The sequence below is a fragment of the Agrobacterium vitis genome (genome assembly GCF_014926405.1).
GTDB lineage: Bacteria > Pseudomonadota > Alphaproteobacteria > Rhizobiales > Rhizobiaceae > Allorhizobium > Allorhizobium vitis_H.
The window spans coordinates 101283-118260 of record NZ_JACXXJ020000001.1 but is presented as its reverse complement, the minus strand read 5'-3'; the positions used below and the strand labels follow the sequence as shown (position 1 = coordinate 118260).

At 59.7% G+C, this 16978-nt stretch carries 16 protein-coding genes; 5 read left to right on the top strand and 11 right to left on the bottom strand.

Features of this window, described 5'->3' with window-relative positions:
• Positions 1–11: 11 nt before the first annotated feature.
• The 7 genes from IEI95_RS00555 to traC all read right to left on the bottom strand — a co-directional run bounded on the left by IEI95_RS00555 (position 12) and on the right by traC (position 4266).
• Positions 12–290, bottom strand: a complete 279-nt coding sequence (locus IEI95_RS00555; protein WP_012654901.1) for an HU family DNA-binding protein — start codon at positions 288–290, stop codon at positions 12–14.
• A gap of 137 nt (positions 291–427) precedes the next feature.
• Entirely contained in the window at positions 428–685 is a 258-nt protein-coding gene (locus tag IEI95_RS00550; protein ID WP_194415652.1) for a WGR domain-containing protein, read from the bottom strand.
• A gap of 239 nt (positions 686–924) precedes the next feature.
• On the bottom strand, positions 925–1392 hold the full coding sequence (locus tag IEI95_RS00545) for a thermonuclease family protein (protein ID WP_194415511.1): 468 nt from the start codon (positions 1390–1392) through the stop codon (positions 925–927).
• On the bottom strand, positions 1392–1790 hold the full coding sequence (locus tag IEI95_RS00540; RefSeq protein WP_041723938.1) for a hypothetical protein: 399 nt from the start codon (positions 1788–1790) through the stop codon (positions 1392–1394). The genes IEI95_RS00545 and IEI95_RS00540 overlap by 1 nt, the downstream gene beginning before the upstream one ends.
• Positions 1787–3763, bottom strand: coding sequence for a Ti-type conjugative transfer system protein TraG (gene traG, locus IEI95_RS00535; RefSeq protein ID WP_194415508.1), 1977 nt, complete (start codon positions 3761–3763; stop codon positions 1787–1789). Before traG ends, IEI95_RS00540 begins: the two co-directional genes overlap by 4 nt.
• Entirely contained in the window at positions 3750–3965 is a 216-nt protein-coding gene (gene traD / locus IEI95_RS00530) for a type IV conjugative transfer system coupling protein TraD (protein ID WP_194288292.1), read from the bottom strand. Before traD ends, traG begins: the two co-directional genes overlap by 14 nt.
• Positions 3966–3969: 4 nt before the next feature.
• Complete coding sequence (traC, locus tag IEI95_RS00525) at positions 3970–4266, bottom strand: conjugal transfer protein TraC (protein WP_194415506.1); 297 nt, start codon at positions 4264–4266, stop codon at positions 3970–3972.
• Between the two features lie 257 nt (positions 4267–4523).
• On the opposite strand from traC, the gene traA reads away from it, so the two are divergent.
• The 5 genes from traA to IEI95_RS00500 all read left to right on the top strand — a co-directional run bounded on the left by traA (position 4524) and on the right by IEI95_RS00500 (position 11013).
• A complete protein-coding gene (gene traA / locus IEI95_RS00520) occupies positions 4524–7826 on the top strand; it encodes a Ti-type conjugative transfer relaxase TraA (RefSeq protein WP_194415504.1) in 3303 nt (1100 codons plus the stop codon).
• Positions 7823–8350 carry a conjugative transfer signal peptidase TraF gene (traF, locus tag IEI95_RS00515; protein WP_194415502.1) on the top strand — a complete coding sequence of 176 codons (528 nt, stop codon included), beginning with the start codon at positions 7823–7825 and terminating at the stop codon, positions 8348–8350. Before traA ends, traF begins: the two co-directional genes overlap by 4 nt.
• A 16-nt stretch (positions 8351–8366) precedes the next feature.
• Positions 8367–9536 (top strand): conjugal transfer protein TraB, encoded by a 1170-nt coding sequence (locus IEI95_RS00510; RefSeq protein WP_234934138.1) that lies wholly within the window; start codon positions 8367–8369, stop codon positions 9534–9536.
• A gap of 13 nt (positions 9537–9549) precedes the next feature.
• Complete coding sequence (locus IEI95_RS00505; RefSeq protein WP_194415500.1) at positions 9550–10179, top strand: TraH family protein; 630 nt, start codon at positions 9550–9552, stop codon at positions 10177–10179.
• 525 nt (positions 10180–10704) lie between these two features.
• Positions 10705–11013, top strand: a complete 309-nt coding sequence (locus IEI95_RS00500; protein WP_068950872.1) for a transcriptional repressor TraM — start codon at positions 10705–10707, stop codon at positions 11011–11013.
• 782 nt (positions 11014–11795) lie between these two features.
• On the opposite strand, the gene traR is transcribed toward IEI95_RS00500, so the two are convergent.
• From traR to IEI95_RS00480, 4 genes are all read right to left on the bottom strand, one after another.
• Positions 11796–12500 carry an autoinducer-binding transcriptional regulator TraR gene (gene traR / locus IEI95_RS00495; RefSeq protein ID WP_060716482.1) on the bottom strand — a complete coding sequence of 235 codons (705 nt, stop codon included), beginning with the start codon at positions 12498–12500 and terminating at the stop codon, positions 11796–11798.
• Positions 12501–12620: 120 nt separating this feature from the next.
• Positions 12621–14087, bottom strand: a complete 1467-nt coding sequence (gene gtfA / locus IEI95_RS00490) for a sucrose phosphorylase (protein ID WP_194415499.1) — start codon at positions 14085–14087, stop codon at positions 12621–12623.
• A gap of 164 nt (positions 14088–14251) precedes the next feature.
• Entirely contained in the window at positions 14252–15286 is a 1035-nt protein-coding gene (locus IEI95_RS00485; protein WP_194415498.1) for an aldose 1-epimerase, read from the bottom strand.
• A 15-nt stretch (positions 15287–15301) separates the two neighbouring features.
• Positions 15302–16972, bottom strand: coding sequence for a Na/Pi cotransporter family protein (locus IEI95_RS00480; protein ID WP_194415497.1), 1671 nt, complete (start codon positions 16970–16972; stop codon positions 15302–15304).
• Positions 16973–16978 lie beyond the last annotated feature (6 nt).

The following is a 16978-nucleotide window of genomic DNA, read 5'->3' as shown; positions in this document are numbered from 1 at the left end:
GCGTGATTTCTTCAGCCGTTCAACGCGTCCTTGACCGCTTTGCCGGGCGCAAAGGTCAGCTTCTTCGACGCCGCGATCTTGATTGTCGCTCCGGTTGCCGGATTGCGGCCTTCACGCGCCGGGGTGTCCTTCAGCTTAAACTTTCCAAACGATGGGATCGACGTTTCTGCGCCAGCAAGCGCCGCGTCGGTGATCTGCTTGAAGACGCTTTCGACGATCGTCTTGGCCTGCGCCTTGGTGAGGTTCTGGTCGGCTGCGATCTTGTCGGCGATCTCGTTGGTCGTGGTCATGAAGGACGGTCCTCTTAGGTTTTCGATCCATCAGCTTTGACAATGAAGATGTGGCGAAGAAAGGGGCAGAAAGGCAAGAACGCCCGTAAGATCAGCGAAAGCCACAGGAAATGCAGGAAGTCGGTCGATTGAACCGGCTATTCGGCACTTCCCGCGTCCCCATAGCCACGTCGTCTCTTGGTTCGTTCGAGACGGGAGAGTGCTGTATTCGCATCGCCCGCATGATCGAAGGTCTGCATCATCGTCTGGCCGCCCGATCCGATCCTGCCCCAGTTGCGGATGACCGAAGCCCCGCCGAACAGTGTCGGCTGGATCGCCAGCATGTAGAAGCGCCGCATGTTCTGCGCCGTCTCGATGCGGTGAAGATGAACCGGGCATGTCTCCTTGTCTTCCATGCCCTCATTGTCGCTGTCTCGGCAAGCAGCGTCCAACGAGTTATCTGAATCGATCCGGTGTCACCGATTCATCGCAGTGATGATTTCAGACAGGGAACTGGGCGAGGCGGCTTCGCCGCACGGCTCTATGCGCAAGCGCACCGAACCCGCCATACGGTTTCGGCCGATCCCGGTTACGATCCATCTCGCATGGCCGGCGATGCCGGCGGATGATAACATTGGAACGGCCTGGTTTGCGGTCAGCTATCGCACCAGCTTCGACGCGCACCGTCCCATCGACGCGCAAGGCCTTCTCCCACGAGAATCTCGCCAAACGATTGCCCTTTTCGGCTGACAGTCCTGAGCTTGCGACCATACCTGTCTTCGTCGCGCAATTCCGTGCTCATCGAGAATGGGCCAGCGTTTAGGAGAACCAGAATACGTGCTTTGGCCGCCTCGCCCTTGACCCGTTCTGCCGTGCAACGGGGCGGGCTGAGTTCGGGTGTGTCGATATCGGCGATCCGAATTTTCTCTCCCTTGAACCAGAAGGTGTCGCCGTCGACGACGCAGTTCATGCGGCGGTCTTCACCACAGATCGAGAACGAGGCTGAAAGCGTGTCCTCTGCAGAAGCAGAGGTGAGCGCGACCATCCGATCCAGCCCGCCGGTGCGCTCGAAGCACAACACACCGCCAAACACCAGCACCGCAACCCATATCGACCGATGCATCACGTGCTGACCGTTGTGGCATTCGCCGCAGTGTCGCGTTCGTCCGCCTGCTGCCGACGCTTGCCCGTCGTTGAGCGAATTCGGTTCAGGATGGGCGGCAGAAACGCAATGTCTTCCCATATGACGGCACCTTCGAAGTGTGTCTCGCTGTTGCGATTGCGCCACCGCACCTCTTCTCTCGTCACGATAGGCGGCGCGATCTCGGCAAGGGCTGCGAGCGGCGCAAGGATCAGGACACAGAACATGCCGATTGTTTTCAGGATCGTTTCGCCAGGCAGCGGGAGCACGCCAAGAGAGGCGATCGCTGCCACACCGAAAAACGGCGTGACGATAATGAACGCGACCCAGATCATCAGCGGGCCGATCAGCGAGTACCAGGTTTTTCTCCAATGCCTCATGGGCGCGTCCCTTCCTTCTGCCATGGCGGCGCATGTTCGGTGTGCGTATCGGTTCCGGTTCCGGTTCGATGGAACCTGTTCTCGCCGACACAGGCTTTCATGTCATCACGGCGGAACCAGATGGCCCGGCCGCACCGGAGCGGCGGATTGCCCGAGGTGAAGACGATCTGCTCGTCGCTGCGCATGCGCAGAACTTCATGCGGCAGGATCAGCGGCCGGCGACTGAGCTGCTTCGATCTCGATCGCGAAGATCCCTTCATTCCGGTTGAACGGTTGGTCTGGTCGACCTCGACAGTGGTGTCTCCACAGCGCTTCGAGATATAGTCGGCGGTATCGGGATCGTTAATTGCCGCAAACGAAATCCACGATGCGGATTCGAACCATTTGCTGGTCGCATCCCGCCCGCCATAGGCCTCACGCATCTGGCCGAGCGACTGGAAGATCGTCGTCAGCATGATGCCGTATTTGCGGCCTGCGTCGCGAGCGGTTTCGAGGATGCGCAGGTAGCCGAGACGCGCCACCTCGTCGAGCAGGAAGAGGGTGCGACCCTTCACGTTGCCGTTGCGGTTATAGATCGCGTTGAGCAGCGAGCCGATGACGACACGCGCGAGGCCGGGATGGGCTTCCAGCACCTTCAGGTCGAGCGCGATGAAGATGTCCGTTCCGCCGTCGGCGAGATCGTCGGTCGAAAAGCTGTCGCCCGATACAAGTCCGGCATAGTTGGGATAGGACAGCCAATGGGTTTCCTTCACCGCATTGGCATAAACACCGGAAAACGTCTCCGGCGTCATGTTGACGAAGACTGACACATTCTCCTTCACGAAGTCGGATTCAGACCCTTCGTAGATCTTCGTCAGACGCGCGCGCAGCTTGGGTTCCGGTTCGGACAGGTTGGCGCGGACGCGGCGCAGCGTCTGGTCTTCCACTTCCGTGTGCCCTGACAGGCACACGTCGGCGATTAGGGCGGTCAGCAGCTGCATGGCGGAAGCGCGGAAGAAGTCGTCGCGGGCGGATGCCGTTCGGGGATTGTCGGTCATGATCCATGTGGCGACGGCGACGATATCCTCTTCCTTGGTATTGCCATGACGGCCGATCCAGTCGAGGGCGTTGAAGCCGACACCGCCGGCTGTCGGATCGAGCACGATCACCTTGCGGCCGGCCTGACGCCGGTGCTCGCAGACCATCGGCGCGACCTCGCTTGACGGGTCCAGAACGACAAGCCCGCCGCCCCATTTGAGCGCGGTCGGGATCGTCACCGATGTCGTCTTGAAACCGCCGGAGCCGGCGAAGACGATGCCATGCGATGATCCGAAGGAACCGTCGAAGCAGAGCAGCGGCGACTTGCCGCCAGCGCCCCAGCTTTGGCGATCGTCAGCGCGAAACGGCATGGCGGCAACACTGTCCCGATCAACCCGATAGCGCTCGCCGATGACGATACCGCCCGGTTCGGGAAACAGTTTTGCCGCCTCCTGGATCTTCATCCAGTCGGCCTCGCCATGCAAAGCCCGCTTGCCGCCGATCCGTTTGGGCGCTGTTGTTGCGAACGCGGCATTGCCCTTGATCGCGACACGCAGCGCGAACATTCCGCTGATGAAGGCAGTGCCTACGCCGATCATCGTCACCGGATCGGCATAGGCCAAAACCGATTGTTCGGCAGGCACCCTGCTTGCGATGCTATTCAGGCGAATTACCTCGCGCAGTGTTGCGATGGTGATGACCACGCCGTTTCCGGCCAGCACGCTCAGACCGGCGGCCTTGATGTTGGCCCATCCGTTCGCGGCGAAGAGGCCAATTATGCCGATCGCCACCGCAGCGATGTAGGGGAGCGCGAGCCCGGCGCGTCCCAGCATCAGCTTCGCCTGCGGGGACGTTCCGAATGCCGCCAGTCGCTGCTCCATCCCGGATGTCGCGAACATCGCCGCGAGCATTATGATTGCCGGCAGGATCAACAGCAAAAGCCTATTCATCGTCATGGCCGAACGCCTCCGCGCCGATGGCGGTCAAGCGTGACCGCTCTTCTTCGTCGCCCTTGAGCCGGCGGCCGCCGTCGATCAAGAGCCCGAGCAGCAGCGCCCGCTTTTCGTAGCGCAGCCCGGCTTTCACGATCAGCCCGCCGAGCTCGATTTTTTCGCGGGTGTCCTTCTTGCGTGCGTCTGACGTCATCGACTTTGCCATCCGTTCAAGCCTCGCCAGACCCGCCTTCATTCGCGCCAGACGCGAGCGCCGCGGACGGCTCGCTACCGGTCCGGCTTTCTCCGGCTTGTCTCTTTCCGGTCGCCGAGCCCTTGCCGCCGCGAAACCGTTTGGCGACTTCTTCGAAGGCTGACTGAAGCTCGGCCTCCTCGATCTCGATTTCCCCAAGCCCGGCCCTTAGCGCGATCCGGCCAATGCGCTCGGCCTCGCGTGTTTCGGCCTGTTTCAGCTGGTCCTGCAATCTGGCGATTTCTTCCCTGATCTTCGATGACGGTTTTTTCATTCCGGTTGGTTCTCCTTGAGATTCTGGCGTTGCACTCGCGACGTCAGAATTCCTCCGGATGTCATGAAAGGGAATGTGCAGATCTGCACATCGGCAGATTGCACGCTTTGGTGGATGATCCCAGCCGTTCCGAAGGAGCGGCTTCCAAGGGCGCAATTATACGTCGCTGATGCGACGTGCTTGCTTACAGCGCTGGCGGGGCCGGGCTGTGCCGCCACTCCCGACGAACGATGTTCGAACCTGGAGTTTCCTGCGCCGTGGCCATCGCCCACTTCTCAGCCAGCATCGTCAGCCGCGGCGGCGGCCGCAGCGTGGTGCTGTCGGCGGCTTACCGGCACTGCGCGAAGATGGAATACGAGCGCGAGGCCCGCACCATCGACTACACCCGTAAGCAAGGTCTGGTGCATGAGGAATTCATGCTCCCGGCCGATGCCCCGAAATGGGTCCGCGCGATGCTCGCCGACCGCTCTGTTGCCGGGGCCTCTGAGGCCTTCTGGAACAAGGTCGAGGCTTTCGAAAAACGCTCCGACGCGCAGCTGGCTCGCGACCTGACGATCGCACTGCCGCTGGAGCTTACACCCGAGCAGAACATCGTCCTGGTTCGTGATTTCGTGGAGAAACATATCCTTGCAAAAGGCATGGTCGCCGACTGGGTTTACCATGACAATCCCGGCAATCCGCATATCCATCTGATGACCACATTGCGGCCGCTGACCGAGGAGGGCTTCGGGCCGAAGAAGGTGGCGGTCATCGGTGAGGACGGCCAGCCGGTTCGCACGAAATCCGGGAAAATCCTCTACGAACTCTGGGCCGGGTCGACGGATGACTTCAACGTCCTGCGCGATGGATGGTTCGAGCGGCTGAACCATCACCTGGCGCTTGGCGGCATCGATCTCAAGATCGATGGTCGTTCCTACGAAAAGCAGGGCATCGAGCTCGAGCCGACCATCCATCTCGGCGTCGGCGCCAAGGCGATCGAGCGCAAGGCGCAGGAGCAGGGCGTCCGGCCAGAGCTTGAGCGCCTCGAATTGAACGAAGAGCGGCGGAGCGAGAACGCCCGGCGCATTCTTCGTCGTCCTGAGATCGTGCTCGACCTGATCACGCGGGAGAAAAGTGTCTTCGATGAGCGCGATGTCGCCAAGGTTCTGCACCGCTACGTCGATGACCCGGCTGTCTTCCAGCAACTGATGTTACGCATCATCCTGAACCCCGAGGTTCTCCGGCTGCAGCGCGACACAATCGATTTTTCCACCGGTGAGAAGGTGCCGGCCCGCTATTCGACACGGGCGATGATCCGCCTCGAGGCGACGATGATGCGACAAGCGTTATGGCTGTCGAACCGGGACGGTCATGCTGTCTCTGAAGCTGCTCTGGACGCAACGTTCCGGCGGCATGAGCGTCTCTCGGAAGAGCAGAAAACCGCGATTGAGCGCATCGCCGGTCCAGCCCGGATCGCCGCTGTGGTTGGACGTGCCGGTGCGGGCAAGACCACGATGATGAAAGCCGCCCGCGAGGTTTGGGAACTGGCCGGATACCGGGTTGTCGGCGGCGCGCTTGCCGGCAAGGCGGCCGAAGGCCTGGAGAAGGAAGCGGGGATCCAGAGCCGGACGCTCGCGTCGTGGGAACTGCGCTGGAATCGGGGCCGTGACGTTCTCGATGACAAAACCGTCTTCGTCATGGACGAGGCGGGCATGGTCGCCTCAAAACAGATGGCCGGCTTTGTCGATACCGTCGTCAGGGCAGGCGCCAAGATCGTTCTGGTCGGCGATCCCGAACAGCTCCAGCCGATCGAGGCGGGTGCTGCCTTCCGCGCCATCGTTGACCGGATCGGTTACGCCGAACTGGAGACCATCTATCGCCAGCGCGAGGACTGGATGCGCAAGGCGTCGCTGGATCTGGCGCGGGGCAATGTGGAAAAGGCGCTGACCGCCTATGATGCCAATGTCAGGATCACGGGAACGCGCCTCAAGGCCGAGGCGGTCGAGCGGCTGATCGGTGATTGGAACCACGATTACGATCAGACGAAGACAACGCTGATTCTGGCACATCTGCGCCGCGACGTGCGGATGCTGAACATTATGGCTCGCGAAAAACTCGTCGAACGCGGCATTGTCGGTGAGGGCCATGTCTTCAAAACGGCTGACGGCATTCGCCAGTTCGACGTGGGCGACCAGATCGTCTTCCTGAAGAACGAGACCTCGCTCGGCGTCAAGAACGGCATGATCGCTCATGTCATTGAGGCCGCACCGAACAGGATCGTTGCTGTCGTCGGAGAGGGTGATCAGCGCCGGCAGGTCATCGTCGAGCAACGCTTCTACAGCAATCTCGATCATGGTTACGCCACGACGATCCATAAATCGCAAGGCGCTACCGTCGACTGCGTGAAGGTGTTGGCAAGCCTCTCCCTCGACCGGCATCTGACCTATGTGGCGATGACCCGCCATCGCGAGGATCTGCAGCTCTATTACGGACGTCGCTCCTTTTCCTTCAATGGAGGCTTGTCCAAGGTACTTTCCCGAAGGAATGCCAAGGAGACGACGCTCGATTATGAGCGCGGTCGGCTCTACCGCGAGGCGCTCCGCTTTGCCGAAAACCGTGGCCTGCACATCATGCAGGTGGCGCGAACATTGCTGCGCGACAGGCTCGACTGGACGCTGCGCCAAAAAACAAAACTTTCCGATCTCGTTCATAGGCTTCGTGCGCTCGGTGAGCGCTTCGGCCTCGACCAATCCCCGAAAACCCAAACGATGAAGGAGGCCGCGCCCATGGTTGCAGGCATCAAGACATTCTCCGGTTCTGTTGCCGATACGCTTAGTGACAAGCTCGGCGCCGATCCTGCCCTGAAGCAGCAATGGGAGGAGGTCTCGGCGCGTTTCCGCTATGTCTTCGCCGATCCCGAAACTGCATTCCGGGCGATGAACTTCGATGCCGTACTGGCCGACAAGGACAGCGCTCGTCACGCCCTGCAGAAGCTGGAAGCCGAGCCGGCATCGATCGGGGCGCTGAAGGGCAAGACCGGAATTCTGGCCAGCAAGACTGAGCGAGAGGCACGCCGCATCGCCGAGCTCAATGTGCCTGCCCTGAAGCGCGACCTCGTGCAATATCTGCGGATGCGAGAGACCGCGACGCAGCGCATGGCGACTGAAGAACAAGCCCTGCGTCAGCGCGTGTCAATCGACATCCCGGCGCTCTCGCCGGCCGCACATGTTGTGCTGGAGCGCGTGCGCGACGCAATCGACCGGAACGATCTGCCGGCGGCCATGGCATATGCACTGAGCAATCGGGAAACCAAGCTGGAAATTGACGGGTTCAACCAAGCCGTCACCGAGCGCTTCGGCGAGCGCAGCTTGCTCACCAATGCTGCGCGTGAACCGTTCGGAAAGCTCTTCGACAAATTCTCCGACGGGATGCAGCCTGAGCAGAAGGAGCGTCTGAAGGAAGCCTGGCCGATCATGCGCACGGCCCAGCAGATCGCCGCTCACGAGCGCACCGTCCAGACCCTGCGGCAGTCCGAGGGTTTGCGTCTTAACCAGCGCCAGACGCCGGTGCTGAAGCAATGAGGCGGCGCGTCCTCCTGTTTCTGGCCGGCGCTGGCGGGGTGGTCACCGGTCTGGCGGCGATCGCATATATGGGCGGCTTTCGGTTGAACCTGACGCCGAGCGAACCGCTTGGGCTCTGGCGCATCGAAGCTCTCCATCGTCCGGTCGAAATCGGTGATCTGGTGTTCGTCTGCCTGCCGGTGACAGCAATCTTCGAGGAGGCCCGTCAGCGCGGGTATCTGCGCCGCGGGCTTTGCTCTGGCGGCTTTGCGCCGCTAATCAAGACAGTGGCGGCGCTTCCCGGACAGCATGTCGCGATCGGTGCGAATGTCGCGGTCGACGGCAGAATTCTTCCTTCGTCGCTCCTCAGACAGAGCGATGGCGAGGGCAGGCCGATCACACCGTTCGGAAGCGGCATCGTGCCGCCGAAAAATCTGTTTCTTCACTCATCCTTTGCGAGCTCCTATGACTCACGGTACTTCGGGCCGGTTCCGGACACGGGCCTTCTCGGCCTGGCGCGGCCGGTCCTCACTTTCGAACCGTAAACGGCAGAGCTCCTGCTTGCTCATCGCCGCATCTGTCGCCTGCGGCTGGATTGCCTGGAGCGGTCATGTGCTGGCCCTTCCGGTCGCGGTGCTGTTTCCGGCGCTCTGGGCGTTGTCGCCGTCGCGCCTGGCGGCAGGGCTCGTGTCGGCCGGATATTTTCTGGCTGCCTCGCGTGGGCTGCCGCAGGGTGTTGCCAATTTCTATGCCGCCGATCTCTGGCCTGGACTTTTGCTCTGGGCAGCTGCTTCGCTCTCCTTTGCCGGCGTGCATGCGGCGCTCTGGAAGGCGCGACCGGAAGGGAAGTCTCCGGGAAAAGGTCGACCGGGAATGGGCAGGGCGGCGCGTTATCTGGCGGCGGCGCTTCTCATGGGACTTCCGCCCCTCGGCATAACCGGCTGGGCACATCCGCTGAGCGCTACAGGCGTGCTCTTTCCGGGATGGGGATGGTGGGGGCTGGTCGCGATGACAGCCGGCCTGGCGACAATGACATCGCGATACTGGCCGGCTGCCGCCATTGTCCTGGGAGGATTTTGGCTCTGGTCCGCCGCTACGTGGACTTCACCGAATCTACCGGAGGGATGGAAGGGCGTCGACCTCGAACAGGGTCAGAAACTCGGAAGAGACGGCTCGCTTGGCTATCACCGTGACCTGATTGCAACGGTGCGCGCGGCTGCGGGTGAGAAAACCCGCTTTGTCGTCCTTCCTGAAAGTGCGCTCGGCTTCTGGACGCCAACGATCGAGCGCCAATGGCGAGAGGGCTTGGGCGGCGGCGACATCACCGTGATCGCCGGCGCGGCCGTCATCGGTCCGACCGGCTACGACAATGTCGTGGTGGCGATTTCGGCTGACGAAGCACGAATTCTCTATCGCGAACGCGTGCCGGTCCCGGTGTCCATGTGGCAGCCATGGCGGGCATGGACCGGGCAGGGCGGCGGAGCCCGCGCCAACCTCTTCGGCAATCCAGTTGTGCAAAGCGACGGCCAGAAGCTCGCCGCGCTGATCTGCTACGAACAGCTCCTCCTTTGGCCGGTCCTGCAGTCGATGCTGCATTCCCCGACCGCAATCGTTGCCCCGGGCAACGGATGGTGGACCGCGGGAACGTCGATCGTCGCCATACAAAACGCGAGCGTGATGGCCTGGGCAAAACTGTTCGGCTTGCCCGTCGTTACGGCGTTCAACAGATAAGGAATTATTCGCGATGGTCGATGCCGCTCTCATCAAGGAATGCAGCGATCCCGGTCTGAAACCGGCGATCGTCGAGCAGTTCATCGAGCGGGCAGGGGCACCGGACCCGCTTGCAGTCACGGTCCGCTCGGGCAATCGTGTCGTGCTCGTCCCGAAGCCCGCGACGGCGGACGAGGCAATGAACCTCATCGCCCAGCATGTCGGCCGAAACGTCGTGCGCGTCGGCGTCACGCAATATCCGGCCGGGCTCGGTGTCGTGGAAGCCGGCCAGCTGAAATCCGACATGGTGGATGCTTGCGAGAACATCCGGATGGGCACGGCGCTGTTCGCCAAGGTCTATCGCATCGTTACCAAATGGTACGGCAATCCGACCGACAAGGACGTTCTGCCGCAGGTGTTCGACGATGCGATCATTGCCTGGCAGACCGGGTATTTCGAAGGGACAGCCGTGTTCCGGGCAGTAGATCCGGGCGACGTGAAGCTGCCAGAGCCGGAACCAACGATGGAATCGGAAACGTCCGAAGTCGGCAGTTACAAGATGAAGGGCGGCAACGTCGATCCTGCACTTGGGGCGGAGCGGGTCGACCCGAACAAGGCCGGTATTCGGATCGACCTTTCTGGCATCGGCGCGCGCGAGAAGTGAGGAACAAGCTCCTCGCTTCTGCGTGGATGAACGCGGGTCAGGAGGAAAAAATTGTTCGGTGCGCGCGCCAGGCGAATCGCTCCTTAACGAGAGCATGGCGGAAAACAACCACGTGTCGCCACCCTCAACAATGCATTCTATCTTCGGTCGCAAGGAGCTATGATTTCTTCTTCAAAATTGCCGGCATTAGGGTATTTCGTGCCTTCCGTCGCCGCAGGCATGTGAAGATTTGCACCCTCAATCGGTCGTTCGGCGCTGGCATCTCTTTGGAATGGCTCTTATAAGGGGCGCGACGCAGTACGCGCTGTGTTGGGGCTTAGAATCCCCAGATGAACGGTTGGCGCTGACCGAAATGGCGCCAGGAACCCTCTGACCTTGTGGCCGGGGGCCTGCGACGCATGTCCAGGCGCCTCGGTGCTAAAGGTCTCAGGGCCGATTCATCTCGGATTCTAACCCCCGGCTTGGGTTCAAAGGGTTCAACGTCAGCGGGGGCGCACCGCAGACAAAACCAGGGTTAGGTCAGGAATGGAATCGGAAGATGCAACATTGACGAAGAAGGTCGAGCTTCGCCCATTGGTTGGGCTGACGCGTGGACTACCTCCAGCGGACCTGGAAGCAATCACGATCGATGCTATCCGGACACACCGGCAGTTGGTGGAAAAAGCTGATGAACTGTTCCAGGGTCTGCCAGAGACCTACAAAACCGGAAAAGAAGCCGGCGGCCCTCAGCATATCCGTTACATAGAGGCGAGCATTGAGATGCATGCGCAGATGAGTGCCGTGAATACGCTGATCAGCATTCTTGGTTTCATCCCCAAGGTCCTCGTGAACTGAATTGGTACAAGAACGCCGTTTAGACGGCCCATAACCCTCGGGCCGTCGCATCGTGCCCGAGTGCGTGACTGCAGTTCAGGAGCTCTGGTCGGCCGGGACAAATCACACTTGATTGAGCGGGCATGGAACCGGGACTAAAGCGCCCTCAGCCGGCCTTTGCCGGTCCGAGCGCTGAGCCCTGGGTCGCGGGAAGCGGGACCGCCCGGAGCCGTCGCCGGGCAGTCCCGTCGGCTGGGCGATGGTGCACGCAGTTGCTGGAGGTTGGCGCGTGCTTTGCATCATAGAACCCGAATTGCTCCAGCACTTCGAACAGCGCCGTGCTTCGCATGCAAGACTATGGCCCGCCGTCGTTTGCTCCTCGACCATGCCGTTTGCGCGTTCTCATATTAGTCGACGTTGTCGATGGTCTCGATGATTTCGCAGCTTTCGACGAGCGTCGAGACGCCCTGGTTCAGCAAGACAACCAGAACATCCGTCGTAGGCACGGCAATCTCGATGAGATTCGTCTCATCCTGATTGCCGCGCTACAAATCTCTCGTTTCTCAAGATACATAGGCTCCCACACGTGCTCAGGATCTCTCTTCACTTCGCGCTTGAGGTGGAGAACCGCCGGGCGGGCAGCCTCTGCAGTTCCATAGAAATGCCGTTGACCCCCGTCTTCGTGCCAGCGCTGCTTGTGCTGAGCGGTTGCCGGCGAATAACTGTACATTGTGCAATGCAATCCATCTGCCATTTCATTCCTCCGGGATCCCGAGTGTGCGGCGGTCAAAATCGCAATCCGTTCAGATCAGTTTTCTTCGAATTGCGAGCGCGGTGAGATGAGCTTTGCTGCGGACGTCGAAGCGCTTCATGGCCTCGCGAAGCTTGACGCGGACACTATTGTACTTGACCTCTTCCACGTCTGCGATCTCCTCCATCGTCTTGCCGACGGCAATCCATCTCAGATAGGTCGCCTCTTTCGGATCGAGCCATGCGGCATCTTCAGCGGTGGGCGTGATCCGAAGGAAGGAGATGCGGGCATGGAGCTGCCCGACGGCCGCCGCTGCTGCAACCGCATCGATCTCCCGATCAAGCGGGATTGCCGTCCTCTCCGACGCCAGCGTGAACATCGACATCGAACCGTTGGCGGTCCTGATGGGGATGGTGATGCCGGAGCGGATGCCAAAATCGGCCGCTTGTGCATAGAAGGCGCGTTCTTCCTCCGATAGCTTCGGCCTCTCCTGTTCGCCAGACCAGGCGAAGACCTGCTTCCTGGATCTTGCGCGTTTGACGACCGGGTCGAGAGCGTCGAATTTCTTGTCGAAGTAGAGCGACCGCCAATCGTGATGATAGTTGGTCACGGCGATGATGTGCTTGTGCTGGATGTGGAGATAAGCATAGCCGGTGAAGCCGAAATGGTCGGCGACGTCCGCCAGCCCTGTTTTGAGGATGCACCCATCGCCCTCAATTGCCGTAAGATCGGTCAGCTTGTCCAGCCAATGCTGCATTCTCTATCTCCTTCTAGGTGTCGCCAGTATCCTCGTCGTCGCTGTTCGTCCGACAGTATATCGAGGACATCGATGGCTGAACTTTAGATGGGATGTGGCTTCCCGGTCTCACCAGGTTGCTCATGCGATCGCTCCTGAGAATGTGAAATCGTAGCAGCCTGAAGCCGTGATCGTTGCCTTGCCTTGAGAGAACGAAACTACTAGTTGAGCAAACTCGGTGTTGAGATTCCAGCTTAAAACAAGGCTTCCGGTGTCATCGGTTGCTACCTCGAACGATCCATTGAAGGCCGGATGGGTGTTACGGAAGCGGATCAAGTCCGACAGTCGTTTGACGAGCGGCGATTCAAGAGCGAGATCAATTTCCCGGTCTTCGTAAAAGTGCCGATTGATGTCACGCCCGACGCCCGTCTTTCCCAGCAATTCCATGTCATTGATCCCGCCCAGGAGGCCGACGTAATAGACTTGCGGGATACCGGGTGCGAAAAACTGGATTGCGCGGGCGATGAGGTAGTCGTCGTCGTTACGGCCGAGCGCGTCGTAATAGGTGCAGTTCACCTGATAGAGGTCCAGGTTAGAGGCTGCAGCGCCTGTTGCCAAACGGCTCTGTCCCTCTGAGCGCCTGTGAATCTCCTCGACCAGATGGTCGATTGCCTGCGGTTCCAAAAGTCCGGGTCGGCCATCACTGTGCGCGCCGACATCGATGACGCCGATCCCGTCGTGAGTGTCGAGGACGGTGATTGCGTTGTGAGGGCTGATCTCCAGCCAACGCGCCAGCGCTGTCGCATCGCCCGTGAACAATGAATGCAATATCAGTGGCGGCAGCGCGAAATCGTAGACGCGGTCGACCTTTTTGGCGATTTCGATCTGGTCACGATAGTAGCTGTGAATTTCGACAAGAACCTCCATCCCGCGCTCCCGTGCCTTCTCGGCGAGCTTGGCAAGGAAGGCATAGGTTTCATCAATCATAAAGCAACTGGTTCCGGCCTTCTTGATCGCGTAGCCGGCGGCATCGAGGCGGATTGCCGTTACGTTGGCTTCAGCAAAACGATCGAGGATGGTCTCCAGGTATGAGGCGCCATGAGCACTGTGGATGTCGATGTCGATCTGGTGCGAGGTGAACGTGGTCCACAGCATCCGCTGGCTGCCATCTGCAAGCGTGACCTTTGAAAACGGCAGGCCAGGGCGCGGCCGATAGATATTCAGGAGGTTCTGTTCGCTGGCACCACTGGGAAAGACCTTGTCGAATGTCATGAACATGTCTGCAAATTCTGATTCAGGTCCCTTTGCGATGAAGTCCCGGAACCAGCTCGATTGCGCCGAGACGTGGTTGACGATGAGATCGGCCATGATCTCCACGGAACCGGACAGGGCGCGAACGTCATCCCAGCTACCAAGGCGAGGATCGACAATCGTGTGATCGGTGGGATCGAACCCGGCATCAGCGCCGTCGATCGGGTTGAAGAACGGCAAGGCATGGACGCCGCCGAACAAGCCTTGCAGCTTTCCGTTGAATAAGGCTCTCAACTCCGGAAAACCGCCACCGCTGAGCCGGTCGACATAGGTAATTAGCTGTACTTTATTTTGCATTTCGAAACTCTCGGTCTTTGGTCTGGCACGTGAGGGCACGTTGGCATTCTGGTTCTCGAAGTTGCCCGGTTTGAGGATGGTCGACTTTCTCCAGAACCGCTATCGATCCCGATCCACTCGTCCGAGGAATACAATTGAAAAGAGCCTCATTGATGCGCCTGCTGTCATGGTCTCTCGCCTTCCTCGTAGGTGAAGCCACACCGGAATGTTCGAGTTTTCTCCGGATCGAGAAGCAACGGATCGATACGGCCAGGCAGGTTGAAGGCGTTTGTCAGATCTTCGACGGGTTCGAGCGCGATGGAGCCGCGTCGATCCCTCGAAAGGGTGTCACCCGTAAAAACATGCATGTGCCCGCGCTCTTGCCATACCGACAATTGAGCCCCGGAGCCCGGATCGCCCAGGATCGTGGTGGAGGTTCCATCGTCTTTGACAACGAGCTTCGTAAAGCAGCAATCGAGAACCCGATCGCCAATTCTTGTTGGTCGAAGGAATGTATCATTGTCTCGAAGGTCCAACTCCCCGTTCGACGCGACTTTGGGAATTAGATCAATGGTTTCCACAACGGATCGCGATGGAACCTGCAAAATCAGGTCATCGATCGCGGTGGTTCCGGGCAATCTGAAATAGGGGTGCCACCCAGCAGCATAGGGAGCTCGCTGCTCGCCAAGGTTCGTGGTAGCGATCTGAAGCTCGACCTCATGTCCAGCGAACATATAGACAACGGAGATTCTAAGATTGTACGGGTAGCCGGTGGCGCCAACATCTGCCGTTTCATGGATGAGCTCGATCCGGAGATTGTCTCCGTAAGAATCGACCTGACCAAGCGCAAAAAGCCTGACACGTGCAAATCCGTGATAAACCTCATCTTCGCCTTCGGCGATCGGCGAAAGCTCGTGGACAAGGCCGTCGAAATAGAATCGGCCACCTGTGAGGCGATTGGTAAACGGAGCGAGGATTGCATTGCGGACGCCGTTTTGCGACTTCAGTTCGCGCAGGTCGCGATAGCCGTCAACGAGGCTTTCATCTTCCAGACCGTCGACGCTTCTTGGCCACCAGTCGAGAAGCGTGGCGCCTTGCAAAGCTATTCGGGCACGGTACCGGGGCCCTGTAACTTCGATCATTTCGATCCCCTGTATCGTCTTCGCCGATATCGTCGTATGGCTTTGTCCTGACTCCGTGCTGACCACCGTTTTCTCCATAATCGAGCCTTGGGCTCATAGATTGTTCCTATGCGCAGGTGCGGAAGTGCTGGTGAGAAGCCGGCTTTCTCCGAGCAGACCCTCCTCGTCCATGATTGGATGCGCCACCGAGGTGATGTGAGCATTGATCCTTTTGAGATCGCGAAGGATGTCGAGATGAAGTGAACTCGTTTGCAGGCTGTCAGCGCGCCCGTCGCGCAAGCGTTCCAGATGACGCTCCGAAGAGCGCTTCTCCATGCGGCGAACGTCGATCTTCCTTTCCATCAGCTGCTTGGCGAGTTTTATGTCGCGAGTAATCAGGATCGTTTGCGCGATCCTGAGGTTGTCGATCGTCAACTGGAAAAGCTGCTGGAGTTCCTCGAAACCATCGTCTGAGAACTTCAGGCCCTGCGCGACCTTTTTCGTGACTTCGGGCACCAGGCCTTTTTCGATGATGTCGCCGATGTGTTCGAGATTGATGGCGTAGTCGATGATGACAATCGATCTGCGCCCCTCTTCCTCCGACAGGCCGTTACGTCCCAGCTTTGAAAGATAGACTTTGATCTCCTGCTGCAACCGATCGACCTGACGCTCGAGAGAGGGAACGTCCGTCAGTCCCGTGGTGGTGTTCCGGTCGAAGGCATCGGAAACCTTCAGGAGCATCTTCTCGACAATATCGCCGACACCGAGCACCTCTCTCGCTGCACTGGCCAGAGCGACGACCGGAGTCGAAAGTTCGTCCGTGTCGAGGTAGTTGGGTGTGTTTTCCGCCTGGGTTTGATCCGGGATGAGAACTGCCATCCAGCGAGCGATAAGCCTTGAGCATGGCCAGGCGAGCGCCGCAAGCGCAAGGTTGAAGGCAAGATGCGCATCGACGGGAAGTTTCGATGGCGGGAGCGGTATCAAGGCGAGCCATTCAGCCAAGGGCTGGGCGATTGGCAATGTCAGCAAACAACCAATCGCCCGGACGATCAGGTTGCCGAGGGTCACACGCCTCGCGGCGCTTGATCCTGACAGCGATGCAATCACGGGCGGAATGGCTCCGCCGAGATTTGCACCAAGGACCAGTGCGACGATGAGGCCACCCGACAGCATGCCTGCAGACGTCAGTGACAGAATGAGGATGACGGCGGCGAGGCTTGACGATGACACGAAGGCAATGACGGCTGCGAAAATCATAGCCACCGGCCAAGCGTTGTCGAGCAAACCGATAAAGGCTGCAAGCGCCGGAGAATGCCGCAAAGGCTCGGTCGCAGTGCTCAGCAGATGGAGAGAGAGCAACATAAGGGCTATGCCGATCAGAGCCGCTCCTGCGCCTTGGCGAGATGCCGAGCCACTCCGATGAAGTATGATGCCAAGAAAAAGGAGAACGGGTGAAATCCATTCTATGCCGGTTGCCACAATCCATGCCGTGACAGCCGTTCCAACGTTGGCACCGAGCAGAACGACCTGCGCCATCCTAGGCTTGATCAGCTCCCGTTCCACAAAGGACGAGACCATCAGTGCTGTTGCCGTGGAGCTTTGAAGGGCGACAGTTGCGGCGAAGCCGGACAGGAATGACCGGGTACTGCTGCGCGTTCCCGTTGCGAGACCAGATCGCAATCTGGCTCCCAATGCGCGGGTCGCGCCGTCCTTCACTTGAGAGAGACCGAACAAAAGCAATGCCACGGCGCCAAGTAGATTGATCATGACGATGGTCGATTCCAACGGCTA